Raw genomic sequence first — 25,440 nt, 5'->3', positions numbered from 1 at the left:
CGCCTGGTTTTTCGGAAGGCGCAGCCATGCATAAGGACAAAGGCGCGATTCTAGCGCAAAACCCGCCTCCCGCCCCGGTGGACGAAGGATGGACGCCCGACGGGACGACCGCATCCCGCAGCCTGCGGCTGCGCTGGCTCATTGCTCTCTCCACCCTGCCGCTCTTGGGCATGGCGGTGGCCTTTGGTATCGCGCCGGCCACTGACCCGCAGCCGGTGGAACGGCGCACGGTGATCGAGCAGCTCAATCTGCCCAGCCCCACCACCCTGGATGACGGCGACAACCAGACTTTCTGGCGTCAGACCCGCATCCAGCGGGGCGACACCCTGGCCAGCCTGCTCGATCGGCTGGAGGTGGACGATGCCGCGGCCTTCGCCTTCCTGCGCGGCAGCCGCGAGGCACGCACCCTCTCCCAGCTGGTGCCGGGCCGCAGCGTACGCGCCGAGACCGACGCCGAGGGACGCCTGCTGGCGTTGCGCTACGTGGCTCCGGATCAGACTCTGCTGGAGGTGGACCGCACCGGCGACGGTTTCCGCCTGCGGGAGCGCCAGGCGGCGGTGGAAACCCGGGTCACCATGAAATCCGGCGAGATCCGCAGCTCCCTGTTTGGCGCCACCGACGCCGCGGGTGTGCCAGACGCGGTGGCGGTGCAGATGGCAGAAATCTTCTCCTCCGACATCGATTTCCATCTGGACATCCGCAAGGGTGACCGCTTCACCGTCATATATGAGACGCTGCACGCCGATGGCGAGCCGGTGCGCGCCGGACGCGTGCTGGCGGCGGAGTTCGTCAACGCGGGCAGGACCTATCAGGCCGTGTATTTCCGCGACCGGGAGGGCCGCGAAGGCTACTACACGCCCGACGGCAGGAACCTGCGCAAGGCCTTTCTGCGTTCGCCCCTGGAATTCTCCCGCATCACCTCGGGGTTCAGCCTGGCGCGCTTCCACCCGGTGCTGCAAACCTGGCGCGCCCACAAGGGCGTGGATTACGCGGCGCCCACCGGCACGCCCGTGCGGGCCGTGGCCGACGGCACGGTCGCCTTCGCCGGCCGCCAAAACGGCTATGGCAATCTGATCGTGCTCCAGCACCATGGCAATATCAGCACCGCCTACGGCCATCTCTCCGGCTTCGCCAAGGCTATCCGAAAGGGAGCGCGGGTCAGTCAGGGCCAGACCATTGGCTACGTTGGCGCCACCGGGCTGGCCACGGGCCCGCACCTGCACTATGAATTCCGTGTGGCCGGGGTGCAGCGCAATCCCCTCACCGTGCCCATGCCCCAGGCCTTCCCCATCGCGGCCCAGTATCGCAACGAGTTTCGCGCGGCCGCGGCACCCCTGGTGGCCCGGCTGTCCCTGGTGCGCGGGCTGAACCTGGCCAGCATCGACTGAGCGCCCCCGGCCCCGGGGTGAGGGTACCGCCATGGCCGCCGCCCGCCCGCCCCTCGTCATCGGGCTCATGTCCGGCACCAGCCTGGATGGCGTGGACGCCGTTCTGGGTGACTTCTCCCATCCCGTCCCCCAAACCCTGGGCCACGCCCACCTCGGTTTCGACCCGGAGCTGCGGGAGGAACTTCTCTCCCTGAACGAGGCGGGCCCGAACGAACTGGAACGGGCCGCCCTCGCCGCCAACCGCCTCGCCGAACACTACGCCCAGGCGGTGGCGCAGCTGCTCGCCCGCACCGGTGTGACGCCGTCGCAGGTGGCCGCCATCGGCGCCCACGGCCAGACCGTGCGTCACCGGCCGGAGCTGGGTTACACCCTGCAGCTCAACAATCCCGCCCTGCTTGCCGAACGCACCGGCATCACCGTGGTGGCGGATTTCCGCAGCCGGGACGTCGCCGCGGGGGGACAGGGGGCGCCGCTGGTGCCCGCCTTTCATGCCGCCGTATTTGCCCATCCGCACAAGCACCGGGTAATCGTCAACATCGGCGGCATCGCCAATCTCACCGACCTGCCGCCGGGTGGCCCGGTGACCGGTTTCGACGTGGGCCCCGGCAACCTGCTGATGGACGCCTGGTGTCAGCGCCACCGGGGCGACGCCTATGACGCGGACGGCGCCTGGGCCGCATCGGGCAGGGTGGTGCCGGAGCTTCTCGCCCGCCTCCTCGACGATACCTTTTTTCAGGCACCCCCGCCCAAGAGCACCGGGCGGGACCACTTCAATCCGGCCTGGCTGGAAGCGCGGCTGCCTGCCCAGTGGGAACCCCAGGACGTGCAGGCGACGCTGTTGCGCCTCACCGCCCAGGCCATCCATGACGCGGTGGAGAAACACCTGGGTGGCGCCGATGAGATCTGGCTGTGTGGTGGCGGGGCGCGCAACACGGCGCTGGTCAACACCCTGCGCCATGCCTTTGCCGGGACGGCAACCCCAGTGGCACTGACCGATGCCCTGGGGGTCAAGGCGGAATGGGTGGAAGCCCTGGCCTTCGCCTGGCTGGCCTGGCGCACGCTGCAGGGCGAGCCTGGCAACCTGCCGGCCGTCACCGGCGCGGCGCACCCCTGCATACTGGGCGCGATCTATCCAAAGTAGCGGGTGTGGGGCGGAGGAACGATAAGTCGCTCACCCCCGCTCCTCTCTCCCACCGGGAGAGAGGAGCGGGGAGTCGCTGCGCGACTGATCATCTATCCGCGGCGGTCGATGGGAATGTACTCGCGGTTGAGCTCGCCGGTATAGAGTTGGGTGGGCCGGAAGATCCGGTTCTGCCCCAGCTGCTCCTTCCAGTGGGCGAGCCAGCCCGCGGCACGGGCCATGGCGAAGATGGAGGTGAACTGGTCCGGGGCGATGCCCATTTCGCGGTAGAGCACCCCGGAATAGAAATCCACGTTGGGATAGATGCCCTTGGGACCCAGACGCTCGGTGGCCGCCTTCTCCACCGCCTGAGCAATCTCGAACAGGGGCCCGACCCGCCCTTCCCGGTACTCGATCATCTTGCGCATGAGGTGCTCCAGGATCACCGCACGCGGATCCTTGACGTTGTATTCGCGGTGACCAAAGCCCCAGATCTTTTTCTTCTGCCTGATCTGGGCATCGATGTAGGCCTCGGCGTTCTCGGGCGAACCGATCTCCTCCAGCATCCTGACGACGGCCTGGTTGGCGCCGCCATGGAGCGGTCCCGACAGGGTAGCGATGCCCGAGGCGATCACGCTGTAGGGGCTGGCCAGAGTGGAGCCGGCGACGAGTACCGCAAAGGTGGAGGCATTGATGGTGTGCTCGGCGTGCAGAATCAGGCAGATGTCCAGGATGCGCGCGACGTAGCGGTCCGGTTCCTCGCCGGTGAGCATCCACAGGAAATTCTCCGCGGTGGTGAGATCCGTGCGCGGTTCGACGGGATCATAGCCGTTGCGGATGTGCTCCCACATGGCCACCAGGGTGGGCATGCGCGCGAGGATGCTCACCGACACCTCGTGCACGTAGGCGAGATCGGCGGCCGGATCGCCCGTCGGGCCTTGCGCGCCCGGGTAGTACATGCCCAGGCAGTTGACCATGGACTGCAGCATGTCCATGGGGTGGGCGTCCGGCGGCAGTGCGCGCATCAGTTCCCGGATGCGGAACTTCACCCGCCGGCGCGCCCGCATGTCGCGATCGAATTCCTTGAGGGCGGCGCGGGTGGGCAGGTTGCCATCCAGGAGCAGAAGCGCGGTCTCCTCGAAGGTGCTGCGCTCGGCGAGGGTCTCGATGGCGTAGCCGCGATAGGCGAGCACCCCTTTTTCGCCATCGATGAAGGAGATGTTGGATTTCGTCGCCGGCACGCCTTCCAGGCCGGGTACGTACTCGTTCATCGCTTCCCCCTGCAGAAAACAAAAGGAGGCGTGGGCCGCCTCCTTTACCTCGATGATTGTTGTTGTGAATCAGACCGAGAACGAGGACCCGCAGCCGCAGGTGGAGGTGGCGTTCGGGTTCTTGATCACGAACTGGGCCCCTTCCAGGCCTTCCTGGTAATCGATCTCGGCGCCCACCAGATAGGTGAAGCTCATCGGGTCGATGAGCAGGGTCACACCGCCTTTCTCCATCACGGTGTCATCCTCGGCCTGGTTCTCGTCGAAAGTGAAGCCGTACTGGAAGCCGGAGCAACCGCCTCCCGTGACGAACACGCGCAGCTTCAGGTTGGGATTGCCTTCCTCGTCGATGAGCTGCTTCACCTTGGCGGCAGCGGCATCGGTAAAGATGAGGGGGGTGGGCATTTCGGTGGCGGCATTCATGGCAGACTCCTTGCAAGATGCGGTTCGGTCAATTATCCCGGCCTCAGGCGGATTGGTCAATCGCGCCCGGTGCCCCAAGCCCGGCCTGGGCCGGCGCGCCTTCCTCGTGCACCAGTTTGCCTTCCACGATGGCGCCCAGGTGCATTTCCAGGGTCTTGTAAAAGACGTCCCCTGAGACACGGGCCTTGGGCTGCAGTTCCACGTATTCGCTGGCGTGGACCGGCCCCACCACGGTGCCGTTGATGACCACGTGGGAAACCTGGATACGGCCCTCGATGCGCGCGTTTTCCGACAGCACCAGGGTGGAAGGCCCATCGCCGCGCGAAGAAACGTTGCCGAAGATGGTGCCGTCCACACGCAGGCCGCCGCTGAAGGAGACGTCCCCCTGCACGCGGGTTTCAGCACCGATCAGGGTGTCGATCCGGTTTTGGGGCCGGCTGGGTTTCTTACTGAAAAACATGGACTCTTCCTTGATGCCGAATCATTGCAGGGCAACGGTACGGGTCCAGCGGGGCTGCGCCGCACCGGCCTCGAAAACCCGCACCTGCACGCTCCGGGGTGTCATGCCGTCGGGCAGCTGCAGGGTACCCTCGAGACGCTGATAGTAACGGAAGCGCACGGCGAGCTGACCCTTGGGCCCGGGCTCGGCCAGGGTAAGCGTCCGCCCGTCTTTCACCCCGCTCACCAGCAGCTGCACGCTGCCGGAAAATTCCTGGTCGCGCGGCCCGGCGTTCAATAGTAGCAGCCGGTACCGGTATTCGCCAGGCAACAACGGATTGCGCTCCAGCTTGGCGTGGTAAATGGTGACCCCCACCGCCCCCGGATTGGGTGAGAGCAGATTGCGGAAGAAGGCAGCGTCCTCGCGCAGCGCCGCATTCTCTTCCTGCAGTGCCTTGAGGCTCTGGGCCAGGTTGCGCTGGGTGGCCTGCTCGATCTCCAGCTGCTGACGCAGGCGCGCACTCTCAGCCTGCAGGGCGGCGTTGTCGCGCTCAAGGCGCGCCACCTGCTCCGACAGGCGGGTCAGGGCCTCCTCAGCTCGGCTCCTTTCGAAGCCCGCCAGGCGCATGCCTGTGGTATAGACCCAGTCGGCAAGCGCCAAACCCGCCCCCACCAGCAACACCACCACGAGCAGGCGCAACGGCAGGGGAATGTGGGTGCGCACCCGCATGCGCGCCGCCGCGATGCCGAAGCGACTCTTCAGGCTGCGCAGGAGGCGGGAGGCCATGCCGCGTCAGGGCAGCACCGGCACCTGATCCAGCCCGAGGCGCTCCGGCAGGCCGAACAGGATGTTCATGTTCTGCACCGCCTGGCCGGAGGCCCCCTTCACCAGATTGTCGATGACCGACAATACCACGACGGTGTCGCCTCCCTGGGGGCGGTGCACGGCGATGCGGCAAACGTTGGCGGCCCGAACGGAACGCGTCTCCGGGTGGGCCCCCGCGGGCAGCACGTCCACGAAGGGTTCGTCGCGGTAACGGTCTTCGTACAGGGCCTGCAGATCCACCTCGCGGGTGAGACGGGCATAGAGCGTGGCATGGATGCCCCGGATCATGGGAGTGAGATGGGGCACGAAGGTAAGTCCCACCTCATGGCCGGCCACCTGGGACAGGCCCTGGCGAATCTCCGGCAGATGACGGTGCCCGGCCACCCCATAGGCCTTGAAGTTGTCGCCGGCCTCCGCCAGCAGAGTATGCACCTCGGCCTTGCGGCCCGCGCCCGAGACACCGGATTTGGCATCGGCGATGAGGTGCCGGGTGTCCACCACGCCAGCCTCGATCAGGGGCAGGAAACCCAGTTGCACCGCCGTGGGGTAGCAGCCGGGATTGGCGACGAGGCGCGCCCCCCGGATGCGCTCGCGATTGAGTTCCGGCAGACCATAGACGGCTTCGGCCACCAGGTCAGGGCAGGCGTGTTCCATGCCGTACCACTTTTCCCACAGGGCGACGTCCTTGATACGGAAATCCGCCGCCAGGTCGATGACCTTCACGCCGGCATCCAGCAGGTCACGTGCCTGGGTCATGGCGATGCCGTTGGGGGTGGCGAAAAACACCACGTCGCACTGTGCCAGGGGTGCCTGCGCGGGGTCGCTGAAGGCCAGCTTCACCCGGCCACGCAGGTTGGGGAACATGTCCGCCACGGGCATGCCGGCCTCCTTGCGCGACGTGATGGCGGTAAGCTCCGCCTCCGGATGCTGGACGAGCAGGCGCAGGAGCTCCACGCCGGTGTAGCCCGTGCCGCCGACGATGCCGATCTTGATCATGGGCGATTACCTCGAAGCAGTCAGTTTTGGACCAGGACGCACGCGCCGGGCGCAGGACTCGGGAACCTGGGCCGCTCGCGCTCCCGGAGAACGTCCCCTTCCCCGTTTGCGACGGCGTCACACCGGCCCCGGGGCGAACAGGGATTCCCCAATGATAAAGGACGCCACCGTGGCCACTAATGAAAAAGCCGCCCGCAGGCGGCTTTCTGTCGCAACTGTAACGACGCTCAGCGCTTGGAGAACTGCTTGCGCCGGCGGGCTTTGTGCAGGCCGACCTTTTTGCGCTCCACCTCGCGCGCATCGCGCGTGAGCAGCCCGGCCTTGCGCAGGGTGGGTTTGAGCGCCGCGTCGTATTCCGCCAGCGCGCGGGCGATGCCGTGGCGCACGGCGCCTGCCTGGCCGCTCTCGCCACCGCCGGAGACGTTCACCATGATGTCGAACCGGCCTTCGCTCTCCGTCACCACCAGGGGCTGGCGCACCACCATGCGCCCCGTCTCACGGGAGAAATACTCGTCCACGGGCTTGTCGTTGACGATGAAGCTGCCCTTGCCGGGCCGGATGAACACGCGCGCGACGGAGCTCTTGCGCCGGCCCGTTCCGTAGTGCCAGTTGCCGATCATGATGGGTCCTCAGATTTCCAAAACCTTGGGCTGTTGGGCAGCATGGGGATGCTCGGGGCCCTTGTAGATCTTGAGCTTCTTGAGCATGGCATACCCCAGGGGGCCCTTGGGCAGCATGCCCTTGACCGCCTTCTCCAGCACGCGCTCCGGATGCTTGGCCTGCAGCTTGGCGAAATTCGTGGTGTAGATGCCGCCGGGGTAACCGGAATGCCGGTGATACTTCTTGTCTTCCGCCTTGTTGCCGGTGACGCGCAGCTTTTCCACATTGACCACGACGATGTAGTCACCGGTATCCATGTGCGGCGTGTAGATGGTCTTGTGCTTGCCCCGCAGACGACGGGCGATTTCGCTGGCGAGGCGCCCCAGCACCTTGTCGGTGCCGTCCACGACGTACCAGTCGCGCCTGATGTCTGCCGGTTTTGCGGAATAGGTACGCATACCGAAAATCCCGATGCTGAATTTGAGAAAGAGGCGGATTATAGGGGCCTTCGTGCACGGGTGTCAAACCGCCGCCGCGCCCGGCCACCGACGAAAAAAAACGCAGCCCTTGCGAGGCTGCGTTCAAATCCACCAAAGGAGGAGGATGGAGGAGACAACGATAAGACGCAGGCGCGTCTTACGTATGAGCAGTTTCTAATATTCCGATACTTTTTGCAAGCACTTTTTTGCGTCCGCCCGTGTTGGGTTTGGCACATCTTTTAGAATCAATGCCTTATGCTGCATGGCAGCCCGTCGGAGCGGGCCGTCTGCGCGGCGGATCCAGGCGCCCGCTACAATGGCAAACCCATTTGAGGGAGCCCCGATGGACATCGCCTGGCCGCTCACCCGCCTGTTGAAAGCCTTCCTCCTGCCCCCCGGGAGCCTGCTGGTCATGCTCGTGCTGGGCCTCGCCCTTTGGCGACGCCGGCCCCGCCTGGGCCGGGCGCTCTGCCTGGCCGGGACCCTCGCCCTGGGTGCGCTGTCGCTGCCCGTGGTGTCGGCCTCCCTGCTGGGGATGCTGGCCGGGAAGCCCACTCCCCTGCCCGACCTGGACCGGGCCCAGGCCATCGTGGTGCTGGGTGCGGGCCGCTACCAAAATGCGCCGGAATACGGCGGGGACACCGCCAGCAGCCTGGCCTTGGAGCGGCTGCGCTACGCGGCACGCCTGGCCCGCGCCAGCGGTCTGCCGGTGCTGGTGAGCGGCGGCAGCCCCGAGGGACGCGACCCGGAAGCGTTGTTCATGAAAGCCATCCTGGAAGAGGAGTTCGGCATCCCCGTGCGCTGGGTGGAACCGGCATCGCGCAATACCTGGGAGAATGCCCGGTTCACGCAGCGCATCCTGGCACGCGCGGGCATCGGGCGCATCGTCCTGGTCACCCATGCCTGGCACATGCCTCGAGCCCGGGCCGCCTTCGAGGGCGCGGGGCTGGAGGTGGTGCCCGCCGCCACGCGCTTTTACGCACCCCGCGGCGACCTCCTGAGCGACTGGCTGCCGGATGCCCGCGCCCTGCTCGACAGCAGCCACGCCCTGCACGAGCTGGTGGGTCTTGCCTGGTATCGCCTGCGCGGCCACATTGGCTAGAATCCGGTCTCCCACCAACGACTGACGCAAAGCGGAAGGAACGATGCGATGAAAGCCCGGGTGAAATGGATAGAAGACGCCGCCTTCGTGGGCGAGACGGAAAGCGGTCATGCCGTCGTGATGGACGGCCCGCCGGAAGGCGGCGGCCGCAATCTGGGGCCACGGCCCATGGAGATGCTGCTCTTGGGCACGGGCGGCTGCACCGCCTACGATGTGGTGGCCATCCTGCGCAAGCAGCGTCAGCAGGTGGTGGACTGCATCGCGGAACTGGATGCCGAGCGCGCGGACACCGACCCCAAGGTGTTCACCCGCATCCACATCCATTTCGTGGTCAAAGGGCGTGACCTCAAGCCCGAGGCGGTGGAGCGCGCCATCAATCTGTCCGCGGAGAAGTATTGTTCCGCCTCCATCATGCTGGGCAAGGTGGCCACGGTCACCCACGACTACGAGATCGTGCAGGTCTGACCTTCCCCCCCCCAGCGGCGCCCCTCCCTGGCTTCCCCCCGCCGGCCGGTCTATATAAGCAGAAGGCCGTCGCCCCGAACGGCCATTTTCGAGGAGGAGACCATGGCCACGTTGATCCCCCCATCTTCCGCGGGGAGCCTGCCGCCGGAGCAGCTTCCCTTCGTCGCCCCCTGCCGCACCCTGGAGCCGACGGCGCCCCTGCGCTGGCTGAAGGCCGGGTGGCTGGATTTCCGCCGTGCCCTGCCGGTGAGCCTGACCTATGGCGTGCTTTTCACCGCCCTGAGCCTCGCCATCCTGCTCGCCACCTGGAAGTTTGGCCTGCTGGCCCTCTACCTGGGGCTGGCGACCGGTTTCGTCTTCGTGGGACCGGTGCTGGCGGTGGGCCTCTATTCCATCAGCCGCCAGCTGGCCCGCGACCAGACGCCGGTGCTGGGTTATTGCCTGCGCGAAGGCCGGGACCACATCCGGGAGCTGCTCATCCTCGGCATGGTGCTGCTGGTGGTGCTGCTCCTGTGGGCCCGCGCCGCCGCCATGGTGCATGTGTTCTTTCCCACGGAAGGCGCAGTGGACCTCAGGGCCCTGGCCACCTTCCTCGGTGTGGGCAGCCTGGTGGGTGCCGTGTTCGCCAGTGTGGTGTTCGCCGCCACGGCGTTCTCCCTGCCCATGATCCTGGACCGGCGGGTGGATGCCATCACCGCGGTGATCACCAGCATCCATGGCGTGCTGCGCAACAAGGGGCCCATGCTGCTGTGGGGTCTCCTCATCGTGGGGGCGGTGATGCTGGGCTTTGCCACCCTGACCCTGGGCTTTGTCGTCCTCCTGCCGGTGATCGGCCACGCCACCTGGCATGCCTATCGCGAGACCATCGACGCCTCCGCCTGGCCGGAAAACCGGCCGGAGACGCCCTGACGGGATGGCCGGAATCGAATTCCTGAGCAGTACCGACCGGGCACGCTTCGCCACGCCCCTGGCGGATTTCGCAACGGTCTCCCAGCCGCTCGAGCTGCGGCGCGACCCGCTGCTGGGACACACCGCCATCCTGAACCCGGCCCTGGCGGACAAGGCGCCCCTGCTGTTTCCCCCCGTGGACCGGGCGTGGCTCGCCGAGTGGGTAGAAAAAACCCGCAGCGGCTGTGTGTTCTGCCCTTCGGGGCTGGCAGCCACGCCCAAATTCGATCCCCACCTGGTGCCGGAAGGGCAGATCCGGGTGGGCGAGGCAGTGGCGATGCCCAATCTGTTTCCCCTGGCGCGCCATCACGCCGTGGCGGTGGTGGGGGCGAGCCACTTCCTGGAACTGTCCGGATTCACGCCGGCGCGTTTGCAGGACGCCTTCACGGCCCTGCACCGGCTGGGCGCCACGCTCGCCGGGCGCGATCCCGTCAGCGCTTACCTGGTGGTGGCGGCGAACTACCTCTTCCCGGCGGGCGCAAGCCTGATCCATCCCCACTTCCAGCTCCTCGCCGGAGCCGAGCCCCATGCCCACCAGGCGCAACTGTGCCGGGCCTGGGCGGACTGGCACGCACGCCATGGCGGCGTGTTCGCCGACGCCCTGGTGGAAACGGAACGGACACTCGGCGAGCGCTATCTGGGCCAGACCGGACGCTGGCACTGGCTTGCCGCCTTTGCGCCGCTGGGGCTGCACGAAATCCAGGCCGTGCACACGGAAGCCGCCCGTTTCGACCGCCTCGGTGAATCCGACCTCGCGGCATTGGCCGACGGCCTGTCGCGCGCCCTGCGCGTCTATGAAGGCCTGGGCCACGTGAGTTTCAACTTCGCCCTCTACAGCCAGCCGGACACACCCGGTGCGCGCCTGTTTCTGCGCCTCATCGCGCGCCAGCACCCGGCCCCCGCCTACCGCAACGACGATTACTTCCTGCAACGGCTGCTCGGCACGGAACTCATCCTGCTCGCGCCGGAGGCGCTGGCCCGGCGCGCGCGCCCGCTGTTCCCCTGAAACCGCGTTACACTGTGCCCGCTTCCGCCGGGAACACTGCGGCCGACGGTTTTCGGCCATCCCCTCGTGGTGCGGAAGCACAGGCAGAAATCCGGGAAAAGCGTTTTCAGGAGGAACCATGAAACGACGTGATTTTCTGCGCCTTACCGCTTTCGTGCCCCTCTACCTCGCCACGCCCCGTGTGGCGCAGGCGGCGCGCGATGCTTCCTGGCGCACGTTCGACCTCACCTACGAATTCGACCTTTCGGCTCATGCGGGTGCCGGCCAGCTCTGGCTGCCCCTGCCCCAGGACGCAGGGGATTACCAGCGTGTGTTGTCCGTTCACTGTGCCAGCCCCGTACCGGCCACCCTGCATTGGGATGACACCTATCACGCACCCATCCTGCGCGTGGCCCTGGGCGCCGAGGAGCGCAACCGCACGCTCACGGTGAGCGCGCGCGTGGCCACCCGCGACCGGGCCGCGCCCCTGCCTGGGCGGCACCTGAAGGACGCCGCGGAAGCCGCGCTCTACCTGCAGCCCACCGAGCACATGCCGGTGGATGGCATCGTGCGCGACACGGCGCTTCGCATCACGCGCGGCCTGCGCGGACCCGACGCCAAGGCACGGGCCATCTACGAATGGGTGGTGGACAATACCTTTCGCGATCCCAAGACACGCGGCTGCGGGCTCGGCGACATCAAGTTCATGCTGGAATCGGGCAACCTGGGCGGCAAGTGTGCCGACATCAACTCCCTGTTCGTGGGGCTCGCCCGCGCCGCCGGCGTCCCCGCGCGGGAGTTCTATGGCGTGCGGGTTGCAGACTCCGCCCAGTTCAAGAGCCTGGGCAAGGCGGGCGATATCTCCAAGGCGCAACACTGCCGCGCGGAATATTTCTCGCCGCGGCGCGGCTGGGTGGCCGTGGATCCGGCGGACGTGCGCAAGGCGGTGCTGGAAGAAAAGCTGCCCCTCGACGACCCCCGGATCGTTGCACTCAGAAAGCGCCTGTTCGGCTATTGGGAAATGAACTGGGTGGGGTTCAATTACGGGCGGGATTTCACCCTGCCCCAGGGCGACACCGTGCCCTACCTCATGTATCCCTACGCCCGCTTCGGCGACAAGGTGATCGACGGACGCGAGCCGGAGGCGATGAAGTTTCGCCTGACAAGCCGCGAAGTGGTGTGAGGCTGCGCTAGCGGCCGGGGGGCGGCAGCATCTCCAGCTGCCGGCGCAGGATGGAAAGCCGCCGCTCCACGGCGCGCACATCGGGGTGGGCAGGCGCGTAGCGGGTGAGCAGGTCTGCCCGCCGCGCTTCCAGGCTGCGGATGTCTTCCTCGATCTCCGCGCGCGGCCGGTGGGGGGCGGGCACCTGTCCGGCCGCCGGGGCCTGCTCCGGGCGGGCCGCCGGGTGCTGGGGAAACACGGCCTCCTGGGCGGTGGCCGGCCCGGCCATCGCACCCACCAGCCCCATCCAGAAGAAAAGCCATTTCACTGCCATACCGTCCGCCTCCCGCACGCCGCGCCGGGCGTGGCCGTCGAATTGTCACGGGGAATGTTCTATGCTGTAGCAGCCCTCCCGTTTCCAGGCAAGGCGTCCACGCATGACACGAGGCTTTCCCTGGCGCCGGCTTTTGCTGGCGTGTCTGGTGTGTATCGGCGGCATCACGGTGCTGGTGCTGCTAGTGGAGGGCTGGCGGTAACCGTTTCATCCATCCCCAACCAAGGAGAGCATCATGAAGAAGAACATGGGCGGCGCAGACCGCATCATCCGTCTCATCATTGCGGCCATTATCGCGGTGCTGTATTTCACCGGGCAGATCAGCGGCACGCTGGCCATCATTCTGGGCATCGTCGCCATCGCCTTCCTGGTCACCAGTCTCATCGGCTGGTGCCCCCTCTACGTGCCCTTCAAGATTTCCACCTGCAAACACGAGTGAGGCCGGCGCAAACAGCCAGGGGCGCCTGCGGCCGGGGCGCCGCACGCGCCCAGGGAGCCCATGTCCGCCGCTGAATCCGGCAGCGGGGAGACGGTCCGCGCCTCCCGGCGGGCCGCGGCCCATGCCGCACGCGAGGCCCGCCGGCGGCGCAGCCAGCGTCTGATGCTGGCGATCGCGCTGGGAGTGAGTCTGGTGATGCTCCTGGTGGTGGTCGTGGTATCGGGCATCCAGATCCACCACCTCACCGCCGAAAACGCCACCCTCGCCAACGATCTCTTCCACGCCCGGCAACGGCTGGAACGTCTCGAGCCGGAACTGGAAAGGACGCGCCAGGAACTTGCCAGCATCACGCGCGGACGTCTGCCCCATCTCAAGGAACTCACACCGGACAAGGTCATTGCCGTCGATGCGGGCTACGTCAAGAACATCGTCTTCACCGTGCTGCGCCAGAACGGCCAAACCCGCTACGAATACCGGGTCGTGCTGGAAAACGCCAGCGACACCATGCTCCGGCCGGAGGTGCGCGTGTTCGTATTCGATCAGCGTGGCATCCAGGTGGGATCGGGTGACATCACCGATCGTACCGAAATGATCCCGGGCGAAAGCCGCGCCTACTCGGCGAGCATCGAGCGCTTCATGGACGAGGAGCCGCGTTACTTCTACGTCTGGGCGCGCAGGAAGAAGTAACGGCGTCAGAGCGGCTCGCCGCGAATCAGCTTGCGCTGAAAGGCGTAAAAGGCATTGGCCACGGCCGACGCCTCGGCCAGCGACAGGGTCTGCCGCAGGCCGTCCGCCTCCGTCGGCTTTACGAAGCGGATGCCCGGGGCAAGGTCGAAGGCGTAACGCAGGACCTGATCCGCCACCTTGCGCAGCGCCACCCGCGCCACACCCAGGTCTTCCGCCCGCGGCGTGCCCCCTTCGCCGATTGCGAGGCTGAGCCGCGCGCCACTCACGGGGCAGGTCGCCTCGATGGCGGCCGGCGTGCCCACCAGCCGCGGCAGCGCCAGCGCATCCAGGGCCGACAGCACAGATACGGTTTCGTGGGGCAAGTGCACCACGATGTCAGTGGCGGCGGCGCTGAAGGGCGGACAGGTGATGCGCCCGTCCACGAGCTGCAGGGCATCGAGCGCGGTGAGCTCCTCCAGGGCTTCCTGGTCGAAGCCGTCGGGGGCGGGCGCCGCACCCGTCTGCACCCAGCGCAGCAGCACGGCGAGGTAAGTCTCGCGGGTGGCATCGCACGCCTCCTGCCGGATGCGCCGTTCCAGAGGCCAGGCCCGGTGCAGGGCGGCAAGCGCCGCCAGCACCCGCTGGGGATCCACCGGGGCGGTTATCGTTGCATTCATGGTCAATCGGGAAAAAGCCCGCGCGGGCGGGCTTTCCTTTTAGCGGGCGGGCGGCCGCGAGGCAACCCCGCCACGGTGATGGGTTTACAGGGATGCGGATTCGAGGTCCAGCGCGATGGCCTCCAGTCCTGCCCTGGCGCAGGCTTCATCCTGTTCGCCCGTGGGAGCACCGGAAACGCCCACGGCACCCACGATGTTGCCCGCCGCCTCGATGGGCAGGCCCCCGGCGGAAAACACCAGACCCTCCACCTTGCCCACGGAGAAGGGATGGGTGAAGCGGCCGGCCATACTGCCCGTGGACGCATTGAAATTCACGGCGGTGTAAGCCTTCTGACGGCTGATTTCCAGGGTGAGACGAGGGGCAAGGGTATCGCGCAGCACCACCATTGGGTCGCCGCTGCGGTCCACCACGGTCACCGCGATCTGGATGCCCTGCTTGCGGCAGGCTTCCAGCGTCGCGCGCGCGAGCTTTTCCGAGGCTTCCACCGTCAGACGCGGGATCTTCACCGCCACCGGCATTTCGGCGGCCGCAGCGGGCGGGGCCGCAAGGGCAAACGCGGCGGCCACCGCACCCAGGGAAAGGACATGACGCATGATCGAACTCCTCTTTGTTGTGTGCGGACGCGGGCGGAACCACCCGCCCACGGTCTCTTTATAGAGGAATTCGGCCCCCTTGGGTTCCCACGGCGTGACACGGCAGGCGCGGGTGGGCGGGGAGGCCGGCGTGCCAGGGTCGGGGCTTTTTCCTTTCTTCCGGTATAAAGTAAAGACCTGACCCCCTTTCGTGACCCCCTTTCGCTCTATCGCAGCCCCACCTCCGTGGGAGGCGCTTCAGCGGCGACTGCCAGGCTCAACGATAATCGCGGCTGAAGCCGCTCCCACAGGCCTTGGCTTCCGCCACAGGCCCCCTCCCCCTCGACGGGGGAGGGCCGGGGTGGGGGTGATTGCAGGGATTGCCCCCATTGCTTGCAGGAGTCGTTTCAGCGGCACCCAGGGGCTTGACCGCAAAGTAAAGACCCCAGTCCCTTAAAGGCGTCCGGTTGCCGCCGGTGGCCTTCCGGACATCAGCAGCCGCTTGCTCAGCCCTTGATGCAGACCAGGGGCGTGAGCTTCGCCACCTTGTGGGCGAGCCCCGCGCGGTCGGCCGCGTCCACGACGGCAGAGACGTCCTTGTAGGCGTCGGGGGCCTCTTCCGCCACGCCGCGCAGGGACGGGCTGCGAATCTCGATGCCGCGCGCGGCGAGGGCATCGATGATTTCCCGCCCGCGCCAGCGCTTGGTGGCCTGGATGCGGCTCATGCTGCGGCCCGCGCCATGGCAGGCGGAGCCCCAGGCGTGTTCCTCGCTTTCCTCGCGCCCCGCCAACACATAGGAGGCCGTGCCCATGGACCCGCCGATGAGCACCGGCTGCCCCACGTCGCGGAACACGGCCGGGATGTCGGGGCGCCCCGGTCCGAAGGCGCGCGTGGCCCCCTTGCGGTGCACGAACAGCCGGCGGGGGCGGCCATCCACCAGGTGCACTTCCTCCTTGCAGGTGTTGTGGGAGACATCGTAGATGAGCTCGAGCCGCGCCTGCGGGAACAGGGTGGCGAAGGCCTCGCGGGTGAGGTGGGTGATGACCTGGCGGTTGGCCAGGGCACAGTTGATGGCGGCACGCATGGCGCCCAGATAGCGTTGCCCGATGTCGGAGCGGATGGGCGCGCAGGCGAGCTCGCGGTCCGGCAGGTCGATGCCGTATTCCCTGGCCGCCAGCGCCATGCTGCGCAAAAATTCGGTGCCGATCTGGTGGCCCAGCCCGCGCGAGCCGCAGTGGATGGACACCACCACGTCTCCCTGCTTCAGCCCGAATGCCTGGGCGATACGGGGATGATAGATCTCGGCCACCTGCTGGACTTCCAGATAGTGGTTGCCGGAGCCGAGGGTCCCGACTTCGTCCTTCTGGCGTTTCTTGGCCTGCTGGGACACTTCCTCCGGCAGCGCACCGGCCATCATGCCCCCCTCCTCGATGCGCTCCAGATCGGCTTCGGTGCCAAAGCCGCGGGCCACCGCCCAGCGCGCCCCGCCCTTGAGCATGGCATCCATTTCCGCCATGGACAGATGCAGGCTGCCCGTGCTGCCCACCCCGGCGGGAATGCGCGCAAACAGGACGTCGGCAAGTTCCTTCTTCAGCGGTTCCACGTCCGCCACCGTGAGCCCGGTGGTGAGGCTGCGCACGCCGCAGGAAATGTCGAACCCCACACCGCCGGCGGACACCACGCCGCCCTGCTCCGGGTCGAAGGCCGCCACGCCGCCGATGGGGAAACCGTAACCCCAGTGGGCATCCGGCATGGCATAGGCGGCCTTGACGATGCCGGGCAGGGTGGCCACGTTGGTCACCTGTTCGAACACCTTCTCGTCCATCTCCCGCATCAGCGCCTCACTGGCGTAAATCACCGCGGGGACACGCATTTTCCCGAAGGGTTCGACGCGCCATTCGTAATCGGAAACTCTGCGGAAACGCGATAGCTCCATGATTCCTTCCTCGCTTGAGCCGGCAGACCGGGACGAAAGCCCGGCCCGGGACAGGCGGGGACATGCCCCCTCTTCACGGGCGGTCAGGCCCGGTTCCGCAACTCCCGGGCCTGGGCGGCTCGCCTTGTCCCCGTTGGAGAACGTATTTCAGACATCCACCACGCACTGGGCCACCCACTCGCCCTGGGGGGTTTGAAACACCCTGAGTTCAGTATAGGTGGCGCCCTTCACTTCCACCGCGGGCTGGTGGCGGCCGACCGCCACCGGCTCGCCCCACAGGGTGCCGGCGAGCCGGTCACCGCTGATCGCCACCTGGAAGCGGGAGAACAACATGTGGCGGGTGGCCATTTCATAGACGATGGCGTTGAGCCAGTCCACCAGCAGGAACTCCGCATCGGGCGCGCGGCAGCTCACCGTCACGCTTTCCTTCTGGACCACGCGCGCCGGGTCGCAGATGACGGCGGTGAGGGCCAGCGCCGCCTGCTCGAAGGCGGCCGCCAGGGTGGGGCCGATGCCGCGCACACCGATGTCGGCCCCGTGATGGAAATGTTCCCAGCGGGCAGTGGCCATGGTCTTATAATCCGTGCATGGCGAAGTGGCTCATCACCCTCGGCATCCTGCTCGTGGTCCTGGGACTGCTCTGGCCGCTGGTGTCCAAGCTGGGGCTGGGCAGCCTGCCCGGGGACATCCGCATCGAGCGCAAGAATTTCACCTTCTACTTCCCCTTGACCAGCAGCCTCCTGGTCTCGCTCCTGCTCACCCTGATTCTGTGGCTGTTCCGGCGCTGAGGGCGCGCACCGCCCTGTCAGCGGTGGGCCCTGGCCGCCCGTTCCAGCCGGTTGGCCACGGCGAGCCACTCGGGTGCATCAGGCACGGCCTCCACCAGAATGCAATCATAGCCCGCGCCATCCATGGCGCGCAGGGCGGCATAGAGTTCCCGTGCGTAAGCCGCGGCCTCAGCGGGCAGTCGCAGCACGAACACGCCGGGCAGTGCCCGGGGCAGACCATGGGTGAGTACGCCGACGCGCTCACCCGCCGCGGCCCGGCGCGCCGCCTCCTGCCAAAGCCGCCCGGCGGGCAGCAGCACGAGGGGGGTCGCGGGAGCGTAATGGGCGGCCAGGGTGCCGGGCGCCCGCACGCCACACGCGCCGGTGCGCAGGGCCACCGGCTGCCCGAGCGCCTCTTCCAGCGCCGCCAGACTCACGCCCCCGGGACGCAGCACGGTGGGAACGTCGCCGGAGAGGTCCAGGATGGTGGACTCCACGCCCACTCGACAGGGGCCCCCGTCGAGGATGAGGTCCACCGCCTCGCCGAGCTCCTGCGCCACGTGTTCCGGGCGGGTGGGGCTCACGTGCCCGAAGCGGTTGGCGGACGGGGCGGCCAGCCCGCCGCCGAAACGGCGCAGGAGTTCCAGGGTGAGGGGATGATCGGGCACCCGCAGGCCCACGGTGTCCTGGCCGCCGGTGACCTCGTCCGGCACCCCCGGCGCGCGCTTGAGGATGAGGGTGAGGGGGCCGGGCCAAAAGCGCTCGGCCAGCCGCCAGGCGGCGTCGGGAATGTCCCGCGCCCACTGGGGCAGGCTCTCCGCCGCAGCGATGTGGACGATCAGGGGATGATCTGCCGGCCGGCCCTTGATGGCGAACACCCGCCGCACCGCCTGCGGGTTGCGCGCGTCGGCGGCCAGGCCGTAAACGGTCTCGGTGGGAATGGCCACCACCCCGCCCGCCCGCAGCAGCGCCACGGCGCGGTCGAGATCTGTGGAGATTGCGGGCACGCCGGGCTTACTCTTCGTCGTCCAGTTCCGGATTCCAGCCCTTGCGGCGTGCCTCTTCCATGATGCGCGCGTAAAGGGCGGCGTGGCGCTCGCGCAGCTCGGGCGGCAGACGACTGGGCAGGTTGCCGTACTTGTCCCATTCCGCGTCCACGCGCTCCATCAGGGCCTGCATGCGGCCCAGATCCCAGCCGGCACAGTCTTCCGTTTCCGGCAGGAAGCCGAACAGCCAGGCATCCACCACGATGCGTCCCAGTTGGGTGAGGCCGTGGCTGTCCTGATTGAGTCCTACATAGATTTTCGGCTCAGCCATGGTAGTCCAGGGAGTAGTCGATGGTGAGACGGTCCGCCGCCGCAGGCCGGAACAGGCGGTCGGCGTAGTCGCGGTGGCTGGGATGTTCGGCATAGCTTGCCACCACCTCGGGCGCGGCGAAGCGAATGTTCCAGCAGTAATGATAACGGGCATCGTCGCGCAGGGCGATCCCCGCCTCCACGCTGCGCACACCCGGGATGGCGGACAGCACCCGCACCCCTTCGCGCACCAGGCGTTCCCGCGCCTCGGGCGTGAGTTCGGACGCGAGATTGAAGCCGATGGCGTGCAGCACCTCGCGCCAGGGCCGGCATTCCGCAGCCACTGCGCCGGCGCGCCCCGCCGCCCCGAGCAGTTCGTTCATGCGCGACACCTCCCGGGCGATGGCGGCGCGCACGCCGGCCAAAAGTTGCGTAAAGCCGGCGCCGGGGACCGCCTCCACCTGGGCGCGGATGCTGGCGGCGGCGGCATCGGCCAGGGCCGTGTAGTAGTTGAGCTTGGTCATGCCGCTGGCCACCAGCCGCCGGTACTGCTCATCCGTGAGGCCGGTGCCGCCGTGGATCACCAGGGGCACCTCCACCGCGTCACGAATGGCGGCCAGGCGCGCGAAGTCGAGGGCGGGCGTGCCCCGCATGCGGCCATGGACCGTGCCCACGGACACGGCGAGGCAATCCACACCCGTCTCCGCCACGAAACGCGCCGCCTCTTCAGGCTCCGTCATGCGCACTTCGCCGGGATGCAGGGCGGCATCCTCCCCTTCCACGCCGGGCACGTAACCCAGCTCGGCCTCCACGGGAACGCCGCAGCCGTGGGCGAGCGCGACGATGTCCCGGGTGAGGGCCACGTTGTCGCCATAGGGCAGATGGGAGCCGTCGATCATGACGGCGTTGCAGCCCAGCCGGATCGCCTGGATCACCGATTCCCGGCTGGCCCCGTGATCCAGATGGATGGCGAAGGGCACCCGGGCGCGGCGCGCCGCCTCCACCACCGCGGGCATCAGGGTGGCGAAGTCATAGTGGTGGAAGTGGGACTCGGCCAGACTGAGGATGGCCGGCGCGGCGTCGCGCTCGCAGGCGGCGACGATGGCCTCCAGGAATTCCAGGCTCACGATGTCATAACCGCCCACCGCGTAACCATTGCGGCGGGCATGCTGCAACAGATCGGCCAGGTGGATCAGCATGGGATGCCTCCCGGAAGCGGAGTCAGCGTGTCAGCCCGGCGTAGAGCAGCGGCAGTTTCTCCGGCAGCCGCTCCACGTGGTCCACCACCATGTAGTTGCGTGCGCCGAAAATGCGCGAGACGTACTGGTCGGCCCTCGGGTCCAGGCTCATGCAGTAGGTGACGATGCCGGCGCGTGCCGCCTCCTCCACCGCTTTCTTGGTGTCGTAGCGCAGATACTGGGGATCGCGCACGTCCACGTCCGCCGGCTCGCCGTCGGTGATGACCATGAGCAGTTTCTTCGAGGATTTCTGCTGGCGCAGGTAGTGGCTGGCGTGGCGGATGGCCGCCCCCATGCGCGTGGAGAGCTGCCCGGTCATGCCCGCCAGCCGGGCCTTGGGCTTGTCGTCGTAGGGCTGGTCGAAGTCCTTGAAGCGGAAATACTGCACATCGTGGCGCCCGTCCGAGCAGAAGCCGTGGATGGCAAAGGGATCGCCCACCTTGGCGATGGCATCGGCCAGCAGCACACAGGCCTGACGCGTGAGTTCCAGCACGGTGTATTCCTGGCCGGAAACCTTCTCGTTGGTGGATTCCGAAAGATCCAGCAGCACCAGCACGGAGATGTCCCGCGTCTTGCGCACCGAGCGCATCATGATGCGGGGATCCGGCTGCATGCCCATGCGGATGTCGATCTGGGCGCGGATGGCGGCATTGATGTCGATCTCGTCGCCATCCTCCAGCTTGCGGATGCGCTGCACGCCCTGGGGCTGCATGGCGTCGAGCAGGAACTTCATGCGCGAGATGAGCCGCCTGTACTGGGCGGCGATGGCGTCGATGACGCTGAGCTCGCCGAATTTGGGACGTTTTTCCACCACGGTGACCCAGGAGGGACGCTCCAGCTGGATCTGGTAGTCCCATTCGGGATAGTGGAAGGGGGGCGAGACCGGCTCCTTGCCTTCCAGTTCGTTGATGGTCACGCCCTCCTGGTCCAGGTAGAACTCGGTGGGCAACACCCAGATCTCCTGGGCGTCGTCGCCCGCCAGCTCGTTGTCCACCTCGTTGACCATTTCCATGACGGAGACGTATTTGCGCACCTGCTTGGGCCTATCGTAGCCGGCGGCGATGGCCTTTTCGAAGTCGAACTCCTCGAACGCCCAGAAATAGCGGTTGTCGTCGCGATAGACCGCGCTGAGCACATCGGTGCGTGGGCTGAAGGGGATCTTCTTCTCCAGGAAGGCATGGGCCAGGGTCACGCCGATGTCCCAGGAAGTCTGATTGCTGTCCAGCCGGCCGGGTTGTTCCAGCGCCTCCCGGAACAGGGCCCGGCCCTGGGCGATCCAGGGATCGTCGTCCCGGTAGCCCTCATCCAGCAGGGCGCGGGCGAGGCGGTCCAGATAATTGCCGGCCGTCGCCGACTGATCAGGTGTCACCATATGGAAACGCTGCCAGAGCTGCTTGAGACCGGGGAAGCGGCGGATGGCGAGCGTCTCCACGCGCGCATCCTCGATCACCGAAATCACTGCCATCTGCCAGCTGTTGAGGGCCTCCGCCGAGATGGGTTCGCGGGTGTACACCACGTGGGCGGCGGCGTGGGCGGCCGCGGCCCGGTACACCTCCAGGCCGGACACCGTCTGGCCGTCTGGCGTGACGAAGTCGTCATAGGCATCCGGCAGATGGATGAAATAGTCCTCGATGTAGGGCTTGTAGCCCTCGCGGGTCTCGAAGTCCCCCGAGGTGGGTTTCATGAAGAAATCCCGTCCCCACAGGGCGCGCAGATACATGTTGATGCGCCGCTGCACGTCGATGAACAGGGTGCCCTTGCGCTCCTTCTGCAGGACGGCCAGCGACTCCTTGCTTTCCAGCCCGAAGTAGCGGACCTGCGCCTCATAGTCCGTGCGGTGGGCATGGGCGCCCCACAGCGCCCAGCGCCGCAGGCCGCCCAGGGTGAGCTGAGACAGCAGCACGTCCAGCTTGTCCAGCATGGGACGCACGCCGCGGGGCGCCTGCGCCACCAGCACGTTGAGAAACTGCAGGTATTTGCGGAACAGGTCGGCATCGCCCAGGCGCCGCGCGGCGGTGGGCGCGGTGGCGAGAATCATCTCGATCACCGCGCCGGAAGTCTTGGACGCCAGCGTGAGCGCGGTGGTGGCCAGGTCGGACACCACGTCCTCGCCCACTTCCTTGGCCACCAGCGGCGCATTCTCCAGCCACGCCACCACGAGATCGCAGCCGCGCCCAAGGCTCTTCAGGGCCACGGCCCCCTTGAGGTAGTTGTCGAGGCCGCGGGGCGAATAGATCTTGGTCGCCTCCACCCAGGTGGCGCGCAGCGCCTCCTGGGAGTCGGGGCTGAGCTCCGCCACCAGATCCTTGTAATCGTCGAGGTTCACTGACATGGCCAATCCTTACCCACGAAGGCACGGCGGCGTGACGCGCCGGTTTCGGGCGCATGTCCCCGGACGCGCCACGTCGCCATGGTGTGTCGTCCCGGTTCAGAAGAAGGTGGTGACCGCCGCATCCAGCGCATCGCGCATGTCGGGATCGTCCGTGATGGGGCGCACCAGGGCCACGCGACAGGCGGCCTTGCCATCCACGCCCTTGGCGATCAGGCTGCCGGCATAGACCAGCATGCGGGTGGAAATGCCTTCATCGAGGCCATGTCCCTTGAGGTTGCGCGCGCGCTCGGCGATGGAGACGAGCTTGTCGGCGATGTCCCTGGACACGCCGGTCTCATGGGCGACGATCTCGGTTTCGATGTCGTGCTCGGGATAGTTGAAGTCGAGCGCGCCGAAACGCTGCTTGGTGGACTGCTTGAGGTCCTTCATCAGGGACTGGTAGCCCGGGTTGTAGGAGATCACCAGCTGGAAATCCGGATGGGCGTGGATGAGCTCGCCCTTCTTTTCCAGCGGCAGCACGCGCCGGTTGTCGGTGAGAGGATGGATCACCACCGTCGTGTCCTGGCGCGCCTCCACCACCTCGTCCAGATAGCAGATGGCGCCATAACGGGCGGCGATGGCAAGGGGGCCATCCTGCCAGCGGGTGCCCTGGGCATCGAGCAGGAACCGGCCCACCAGGTCGGAGGCGGTCATGTCCTCGTTGCAGGCCACCGTAATCAGGGGCTTTTTGAGCTTCCACGCCATGTATTCCACGAAGCGCGTCTTGCCGCAGCCGGTGGGCCCTTTCAGCATCATGGGCATGCGCACGGAATAGGCCGCCTCATAGAGCTCCACTTCGTCCGCCACGGGACGGTAATAGGGCTCCTTCTCGATCATGTACTGTTTGATGATGTCGCTCATTGCTGGCTCCTGGATCGCTTTCGAGTTTTCACCACAGAGGCATGGAGGCACGGACCGTTCTGGGCCCGCCTGGCCCGTGTCCCCGTGTCTCTGGGGTGCAGAGACAAAAAACCCCCGCCACCTCGCGGCGACGGGGGCTCACTCACGGACTTGCCCGCGCCGCGTTACACCGGCTTGCCGCGGTAGATCACCATGGCCGAGCCCTGGGACTGGGCGTAGTTGTCATAACCGATCAGGCGCACGTGGTGATTGGGATTGGCCCTGTGGCAGGCCTCTGCCTCGGCCAGGATCTTGTCCACGTCGGTCTCGCCGAACATGGGCAGCTTCCACATGTACCAGTAGTGGTCGAAGGCGTTTTCCGGCTCGGTGTGCTCGATGGCCGGGTTCCAGCCCTTCTTCACGATGTACTCCACCTGCTTGCGGATCTGCTCCTTGTCCATGGCCGGCAGATAGGAGAAGGTTTCGAACTTGCGGCTCGCGGGGTCGGACAGCCGCGATTTGTAATCCATCATTTCAGACATTCGGTTTCCTTTCGCTTCAGCTCATCAATTGGGTTGCCGGGGCGGGCCCTGCGCCCGCCCGGGCCGGCCCTGCGCCAGGCACAGGTTTACTTGTGGGCCACGTCCAGCTTGTCCACGACGTCGAACTCGAACTTGATCTCTTTCCAGGTTTCCATGGCGACCTTGAGTTCGGGGGAATGCTGGGCGGCGCGGGTCAGGATTTCCTTGCCCTCCTTCTCCAGCTGGGCACCTTCGTTGCGCGCCTGCACGCAGGCCTCGAGGGCCACGCGGTTGGCCGCGGCACCAGCTGCGTTGCCCCAGGGGTGACCCAGGGTACCGCCGCCGAACTGGAGCACCGCGTCGTCACCGAAGATGGTAACCAGGGCCGGCATGTGCCAGACGTGGATGCCGCCGGAAGCCACGGCGAAGGCGCCGGGCATGGAGCCCCAGTCCTGGTCGAAGAAGATGCCGCGGCTGCGGTCTTCCTTGACATAGGACTCGCGCAGCAGGTCGATCCAGCCCAGGGTGGAGGCACGGTCGCCTTCCAGCTTGCCCACCACGGTGCCGGTGTGCAGGTGGTCACCGCCCATCAGGCGCAGCACCTTGGTCAGCACGCGGAAGTGGATGCCATGGTGCGGGTTGCGGTCGATCACCGCGTGCATGGCGCGGTGCACGTGCAGCAGCAGGCCGTTCTCGCGGCACCAGTTGGCCAGGCCCGTGTGCGCGCAGAAGCCGCCGGTGATGTAGTCGTGCATGATGATGGGCGCGCCGATTTCCTTGGCGTACTCGGCCCGCTTGAACATTTCGTCCGGGGTGGGCGCGGTCACGTTCAGGTAGTGACCCTTGCGCTCGCCGGTCTCGCGCTCCGCCTTGTGGATGGCCTCCATCACGAAGTCGAAGCGCTGCTTCCAGCGCATGAAGGGCTGGGAGTTGACGTTCTCGTCGTCCTTGGTGAAGTCGAGACCGCCGCGCAGGCACTCGTACACGGCGCGACCATAGTTCTTGGCGGACAGGCCCAGCTTGGGCTTGATGGTGCAGCCGAGCAGCGGACGGCCGTATTTGTTCATGATGTCGCGCTCGACCTGGATGCCATGGGGCGGGCCGCCGCAGGTCTTCACGTAGGCGATGGGGAAGCGCACGTCCTCCAGGCGCAGGGCGCGGATGGCCTTGAAGCCGAACACGTTGCCCACCAGGGAGGTGAACACGTTGACCACCGAGCCTTCCTCGAACAGGTCGATGGGGTAGGCGATAAAGGCGTAAAAGCAGGTGTCGTCACCCGGCACGTCCTCGATCTTGTAGGCGCGACCCTTGTAGTAGTCCAGGTCGGTCAAGAGGTCGGTCCAGACGGTGGTCCAGGTGCCGGTGGAGGATTCCGCGGCCACCGCGGCAGCGGCCTCTTCCCGGTCCACGCCGGGCTGCGGGGTGATTTTGAACACCGCCAGGATGTCGGTATCCAGCGGCTGGTAATCGGGCATCCAGTAGGTCTGCCGGTACTCCTTCACACCGGCGTTGTAGGTTTTGACGGCCATGGGAACCTCCAGTTAGTCGTGAACAAAGCTGACGTCGCAATGGGGTCAAAGCA

Annotated in this window: 29 protein-coding genes; 10 read left to right on the top strand and 19 right to left on the bottom strand. The window is 67.0% G+C overall.

Going from position 1 to position 25,440, the window contains the following annotated elements; all coding sequences use genetic code 11:
- The first annotated feature begins 26 nt into the window (after positions 1 to 26).
- Together ACZ42P_RS10895 and ACZ42P_RS10890 are read left to right on the top strand one after the other, a co-directional pair.
- Complete coding sequence (locus ACZ42P_RS10895) at positions 27 to 1,388, top strand: OapA family protein (RefSeq protein ID WP_464897566.1); 1,362 nt, start codon at positions 27 to 29, stop codon at positions 1,386 to 1,388.
- 31 nt (positions 1,389 to 1,419) lie between these two features.
- Positions 1,420 to 2,529 (top strand): anhydro-N-acetylmuramic acid kinase, encoded by a 1,110-nt coding sequence (locus tag ACZ42P_RS10890; RefSeq protein WP_464897565.1) that lies wholly within the window; start codon positions 1,420 to 1,422, stop codon positions 2,527 to 2,529.
- A gap of 92 nt (positions 2,530 to 2,621) precedes the next feature.
- On the opposite strand, the gene ACZ42P_RS10885 is transcribed toward ACZ42P_RS10890, so the two are convergent.
- The 7 genes from ACZ42P_RS10885 to rplM form a co-directional block, all read right to left on the bottom strand.
- Positions 2,622 to 3,779 (bottom strand): citrate synthase, encoded by a 1,158-nt coding sequence (locus tag ACZ42P_RS10885; protein ID WP_464897564.1) that lies wholly within the window; start codon positions 3,777 to 3,779, stop codon positions 2,622 to 2,624.
- A gap of 69 nt (positions 3,780 to 3,848) precedes the next feature.
- Complete coding sequence (erpA, locus tag ACZ42P_RS10880) at positions 3,849 to 4,199, bottom strand: iron-sulfur cluster insertion protein ErpA (RefSeq protein WP_347308043.1); 351 nt, start codon at positions 4,197 to 4,199, stop codon at positions 3,849 to 3,851.
- A 43-nt stretch (positions 4,200 to 4,242) separates the two neighbouring features.
- Positions 4,243 to 4,659, bottom strand: coding sequence for a bactofilin family protein (locus ACZ42P_RS10875; RefSeq protein ID WP_464897563.1), 417 nt, complete (start codon positions 4,657 to 4,659; stop codon positions 4,243 to 4,245).
- A 21-nt stretch (positions 4,660 to 4,680) separates the two neighbouring features.
- Entirely contained in the window at positions 4,681 to 5,424 is a 744-nt protein-coding gene (locus tag ACZ42P_RS10870; RefSeq protein WP_464897562.1) for a DUF6776 family protein, read from the bottom strand.
- Positions 5,425 to 5,430: 6 nt separating this feature from the next.
- Positions 5,431 to 6,459 (bottom strand): N-acetyl-gamma-glutamyl-phosphate reductase, encoded by a 1,029-nt coding sequence (gene argC, locus ACZ42P_RS10865; protein WP_464897561.1) that lies wholly within the window; start codon positions 6,457 to 6,459, stop codon positions 5,431 to 5,433.
- A gap of 227 nt (positions 6,460 to 6,686) precedes the next feature.
- On the bottom strand, positions 6,687 to 7,079 hold the full coding sequence (gene rpsI, locus ACZ42P_RS10860) for a 30S ribosomal protein S9 (protein ID WP_464897560.1): 393 nt from the start codon (positions 7,077 to 7,079) through the stop codon (positions 6,687 to 6,689).
- Positions 7,080 to 7,088: 9 nt separating this feature from the next.
- Positions 7,089 to 7,517 (bottom strand): 50S ribosomal protein L13, encoded by a 429-nt coding sequence (rplM, locus tag ACZ42P_RS10855; RefSeq protein WP_464897559.1) that lies wholly within the window; start codon positions 7,515 to 7,517, stop codon positions 7,089 to 7,091.
- Positions 7,518 to 7,881: 364 nt separating this feature from the next.
- Here rplM and ACZ42P_RS10850 point away from each other — a divergent pair, with 364 nt between their 5' ends.
- The 5 genes from ACZ42P_RS10850 (at position 7,882) to ACZ42P_RS10830 (ending at position 12,221) form a co-directional block, all read left to right on the top strand.
- The gene (locus ACZ42P_RS10850) at positions 7,882 to 8,640 is read left to right on the top strand and encodes a YdcF family protein (protein ID WP_464897558.1); all 759 of its coding nucleotides are present in this window, start codon (positions 7,882 to 7,884) and stop codon (positions 8,638 to 8,640) included.
- A gap of 48 nt (positions 8,641 to 8,688) precedes the next feature.
- On the top strand, positions 8,689 to 9,105 hold the full coding sequence (locus tag ACZ42P_RS10845) for an OsmC family protein (protein ID WP_464897557.1): 417 nt from the start codon (positions 8,689 to 8,691) through the stop codon (positions 9,103 to 9,105).
- A 102-nt stretch (positions 9,106 to 9,207) separates the two neighbouring features.
- Complete coding sequence (locus ACZ42P_RS10840) at positions 9,208 to 10,014, top strand: DUF2189 domain-containing protein (RefSeq protein ID WP_464897556.1); 807 nt, start codon at positions 9,208 to 9,210, stop codon at positions 10,012 to 10,014.
- Between the two features lie 4 nt (positions 10,015 to 10,018).
- Positions 10,019 to 11,059 carry a hypothetical protein gene (locus tag ACZ42P_RS10835; protein ID WP_464897555.1) on the top strand — a complete coding sequence of 347 codons (1,041 nt, stop codon included), beginning with the start codon at positions 10,019 to 10,021 and terminating at the stop codon, positions 11,057 to 11,059.
- A gap of 118 nt (positions 11,060 to 11,177) precedes the next feature.
- Positions 11,178 to 12,221, top strand: coding sequence for a transglutaminase-like domain-containing protein (locus tag ACZ42P_RS10830; RefSeq protein WP_464897554.1), 1,044 nt, complete (start codon positions 11,178 to 11,180; stop codon positions 12,219 to 12,221).
- A gap of 7 nt (positions 12,222 to 12,228) precedes the next feature.
- Here ACZ42P_RS10830 and ACZ42P_RS10825 read toward each other — a convergent pair whose 3' ends face one another.
- Positions 12,229 to 12,534 (bottom strand): hypothetical protein, encoded by a 306-nt coding sequence (locus ACZ42P_RS10825; RefSeq protein ID WP_464897553.1) that lies wholly within the window; start codon positions 12,532 to 12,534, stop codon positions 12,229 to 12,231.
- Positions 12,535 to 12,769: 235 nt separating this feature from the next.
- Here ACZ42P_RS10825 and ACZ42P_RS10820 point away from each other — a divergent pair, with 235 nt between their 5' ends.
- Positions 12,770 to 12,973 (top strand): YgaP family membrane protein, encoded by a 204-nt coding sequence (locus ACZ42P_RS10820; RefSeq protein WP_464897552.1) that lies wholly within the window; start codon positions 12,770 to 12,772, stop codon positions 12,971 to 12,973.
- A gap of 60 nt (positions 12,974 to 13,033) precedes the next feature.
- A complete protein-coding gene (locus ACZ42P_RS10815; RefSeq protein WP_464897551.1) occupies positions 13,034 to 13,660 on the top strand; it encodes a hypothetical protein in 627 nt (208 codons plus the stop codon).
- A gap of 5 nt (positions 13,661 to 13,665) precedes the next feature.
- Here the strand turns inward: ACZ42P_RS10815 and merB are convergent, their stop codons facing one another.
- From merB to ACZ42P_RS10795, 4 genes are all read right to left on the bottom strand, one after another.
- The gene (gene merB, locus ACZ42P_RS10810; protein ID WP_464897550.1) at positions 13,666 to 14,316 is read right to left on the bottom strand and encodes an organomercurial lyase; all 651 of its coding nucleotides are present in this window, start codon (positions 14,314 to 14,316) and stop codon (positions 13,666 to 13,668) included.
- Positions 14,317 to 14,400: 84 nt separating this feature from the next.
- Positions 14,401 to 14,910, bottom strand: coding sequence for a GlcG/HbpS family heme-binding protein (locus tag ACZ42P_RS10805; RefSeq protein WP_464897549.1), 510 nt, complete (start codon positions 14,908 to 14,910; stop codon positions 14,401 to 14,403).
- Between the two features lie 485 nt (positions 14,911 to 15,395).
- Positions 15,396 to 16,826 carry an RtcB family protein gene (locus ACZ42P_RS10800; protein ID WP_464897548.1) on the bottom strand — a complete coding sequence of 477 codons (1,431 nt, stop codon included), beginning with the start codon at positions 16,824 to 16,826 and terminating at the stop codon, positions 15,396 to 15,398.
- A 147-nt stretch (positions 16,827 to 16,973) separates the two neighbouring features.
- Positions 16,974 to 17,396 (bottom strand): archease, encoded by a 423-nt coding sequence (locus ACZ42P_RS10795; RefSeq protein ID WP_464897547.1) that lies wholly within the window; start codon positions 17,394 to 17,396, stop codon positions 16,974 to 16,976.
- A 17-nt stretch (positions 17,397 to 17,413) separates the two neighbouring features.
- Here ACZ42P_RS10795 and ACZ42P_RS10790 point away from each other — a divergent pair, with 17 nt between their 5' ends.
- On the top strand, positions 17,414 to 17,614 hold the full coding sequence (locus ACZ42P_RS10790) for a DUF2905 domain-containing protein (protein WP_464897546.1): 201 nt from the start codon (positions 17,414 to 17,416) through the stop codon (positions 17,612 to 17,614).
- A gap of 17 nt (positions 17,615 to 17,631) precedes the next feature.
- Here ACZ42P_RS10790 and ACZ42P_RS10785 read toward each other — a convergent pair whose 3' ends face one another.
- The 7 genes from ACZ42P_RS10785 to ACZ42P_RS10755 all read right to left on the bottom strand — a co-directional run bounded on the left by ACZ42P_RS10785 (position 17,632) and on the right by ACZ42P_RS10755 (position 25,387).
- Positions 17,632 to 18,600 (bottom strand): L-threonylcarbamoyladenylate synthase, encoded by a 969-nt coding sequence (locus ACZ42P_RS10785; RefSeq protein WP_464897545.1) that lies wholly within the window; start codon positions 18,598 to 18,600, stop codon positions 17,632 to 17,634.
- Between the two features lie 7 nt (positions 18,601 to 18,607).
- A complete protein-coding gene (locus ACZ42P_RS10780) occupies positions 18,608 to 18,910 on the bottom strand; it encodes a hypothetical protein (protein WP_464897544.1) in 303 nt (100 codons plus the stop codon).
- Entirely contained in the window at positions 18,903 to 20,087 is a 1,185-nt protein-coding gene (locus tag ACZ42P_RS10775) for a class II fructose-bisphosphate aldolase (RefSeq protein WP_464897543.1), read from the bottom strand. The genes ACZ42P_RS10780 and ACZ42P_RS10775 overlap by 8 nt, the downstream gene beginning before the upstream one ends.
- Before the next feature lie 22 nt (positions 20,088 to 20,109).
- On the bottom strand, positions 20,110 to 22,458 hold the full coding sequence (locus ACZ42P_RS10770) for a nitric oxide reductase activation protein NorD (RefSeq protein WP_464897542.1): 2,349 nt from the start codon (positions 22,456 to 22,458) through the stop codon (positions 20,110 to 20,112).
- A gap of 96 nt (positions 22,459 to 22,554) precedes the next feature.
- On the bottom strand, positions 22,555 to 23,358 hold the full coding sequence (locus ACZ42P_RS10765; protein WP_464897541.1) for a CbbQ/NirQ/NorQ domain-containing protein: 804 nt from the start codon (positions 23,356 to 23,358) through the stop codon (positions 22,555 to 22,557).
- 164 nt (positions 23,359 to 23,522) lie between these two features.
- Positions 23,523 to 23,879: a ribulose bisphosphate carboxylase small subunit gene (locus ACZ42P_RS10760; RefSeq protein ID WP_464897540.1), complete on the bottom strand. Its 357-nt coding sequence runs from the start codon at positions 23,877 to 23,879 to the stop codon at positions 23,523 to 23,525.
- Positions 23,880 to 23,965: 86 nt separating this feature from the next.
- On the bottom strand, positions 23,966 to 25,387 hold the full coding sequence (locus ACZ42P_RS10755; protein WP_464897539.1) for a form I ribulose bisphosphate carboxylase large subunit: 1,422 nt from the start codon (positions 25,385 to 25,387) through the stop codon (positions 23,966 to 23,968).
- Between the last annotated feature and the right edge of the window lie 53 nt (positions 25,388 to 25,440).

It is taken from the genome of Thiobacter subterraneus, assembly GCF_055379455.1.
The sequence above is the reverse complement of the archived record's forward strand: the minus strand, read 5'-3'. Positions and strand labels throughout refer to the sequence as shown.

Coding starts and splice junctions, on each gene's coding strand:
- ACZ42P_RS10845 (WP_464897557.1), top strand. CDS start 8,689: ATGAAAGCCCGGGTGAAATGGATAGAAGACGCCGCCTTCGTGGGCGAG.
- ACZ42P_RS10760 (WP_464897540.1), bottom strand. CDS start 23,879: ATGTCTGAAATGATGGATTACAAATCGCGGCTGTCCGACCCCGCGAGC.
- ACZ42P_RS10870 (WP_464897562.1), bottom strand. CDS start 5,424: ATGGCCTCCCGCCTCCTGCGCAGCCTGAAGAGTCGCTTCGGCATCGCG.
- rplM (WP_464897559.1), bottom strand. CDS start 7,517: ATGCGTACCTATTCCGCAAAACCGGCAGACATCAGGCGCGACTGGTAC.
- ACZ42P_RS10780 (WP_464897544.1), bottom strand. CDS start 18,910: ATGGCTGAGCCGAAAATCTATGTAGGACTCAATCAGGACAGCCACGGC.
- ACZ42P_RS10820 (WP_464897552.1), top strand. CDS start 12,770: ATGAAGAAGAACATGGGCGGCGCAGACCGCATCATCCGTCTCATCATT.
- ACZ42P_RS10890 (WP_464897565.1), top strand. CDS start 1,420: ATGGCCGCCGCCCGCCCGCCCCTCGTCATCGGGCTCATGTCCGGCACC.
- ACZ42P_RS10775 (WP_464897543.1), bottom strand. CDS start 20,087: ATGCTGATCCACCTGGCCGATCTGTTGCAGCATGCCCGCCGCAATGGT.
- erpA (WP_347308043.1), bottom strand. CDS start 4,199: ATGAATGCCGCCACCGAAATGCCCACCCCCCTCATCTTTACCGATGCC.
- ACZ42P_RS10790 (WP_464897546.1), top strand. CDS start 17,414: ATGGCGAAGTGGCTCATCACCCTCGGCATCCTGCTCGTGGTCCTGGGA.
- ACZ42P_RS10795 (WP_464897547.1), bottom strand. CDS start 17,396: ATGGCCACTGCCCGCTGGGAACATTTCCATCACGGGGCCGACATCGGT.
- rpsI (WP_464897560.1), bottom strand. CDS start 7,079: ATGATCGGCAACTGGCACTACGGAACGGGCCGGCGCAAGAGCTCCGTC.
- ACZ42P_RS10835 (WP_464897555.1), top strand. CDS start 10,019: ATGGCCGGAATCGAATTCCTGAGCAGTACCGACCGGGCACGCTTCGCC.
- ACZ42P_RS10840 (WP_464897556.1), top strand. CDS start 9,208: ATGGCCACGTTGATCCCCCCATCTTCCGCGGGGAGCCTGCCGCCGGAG.
- argC (WP_464897561.1), bottom strand. CDS start 6,459: ATGATCAAGATCGGCATCGTCGGCGGCACGGGCTACACCGGCGTGGAG.
- ACZ42P_RS10895 (WP_464897566.1), top strand. CDS start 27: ATGCATAAGGACAAAGGCGCGATTCTAGCGCAAAACCCGCCTCCCGCC.
- ACZ42P_RS10850 (WP_464897558.1), top strand. CDS start 7,882: ATGGACATCGCCTGGCCGCTCACCCGCCTGTTGAAAGCCTTCCTCCTG.
- ACZ42P_RS10830 (WP_464897554.1), top strand. CDS start 11,178: ATGAAACGACGTGATTTTCTGCGCCTTACCGCTTTCGTGCCCCTCTAC.
- ACZ42P_RS10800 (WP_464897548.1), bottom strand. CDS start 16,826: ATGGAGCTATCGCGTTTCCGCAGAGTTTCCGATTACGAATGGCGCGTC.
- ACZ42P_RS10770 (WP_464897542.1), bottom strand. CDS start 22,458: ATGTCAGTGAACCTCGACGATTACAAGGATCTGGTGGCGGAGCTCAGC.
- ACZ42P_RS10755 (WP_464897539.1), bottom strand. CDS start 25,387: ATGGCCGTCAAAACCTACAACGCCGGTGTGAAGGAGTACCGGCAGACC.
- ACZ42P_RS10825 (WP_464897553.1), bottom strand. CDS start 12,534: ATGGCAGTGAAATGGCTTTTCTTCTGGATGGGGCTGGTGGGTGCGATG.
- ACZ42P_RS10765 (WP_464897541.1), bottom strand. CDS start 23,358: ATGAGCGACATCATCAAACAGTACATGATCGAGAAGGAGCCCTATTAC.
- ACZ42P_RS10805 (WP_464897549.1), bottom strand. CDS start 14,910: ATGCGTCATGTCCTTTCCCTGGGTGCGGTGGCCGCCGCGTTTGCCCTT.
- ACZ42P_RS10885 (WP_464897564.1), bottom strand. CDS start 3,779: ATGAACGAGTACGTACCCGGCCTGGAAGGCGTGCCGGCGACGAAATCC.
- merB (WP_464897550.1), bottom strand. CDS start 14,316: ATGAATGCAACGATAACCGCCCCGGTGGATCCCCAGCGGGTGCTGGCG.
- ACZ42P_RS10815 (WP_464897551.1), top strand. CDS start 13,034: ATGTCCGCCGCTGAATCCGGCAGCGGGGAGACGGTCCGCGCCTCCCGG.
- ACZ42P_RS10875 (WP_464897563.1), bottom strand. CDS start 4,659: ATGTTTTTCAGTAAGAAACCCAGCCGGCCCCAAAACCGGATCGACACC.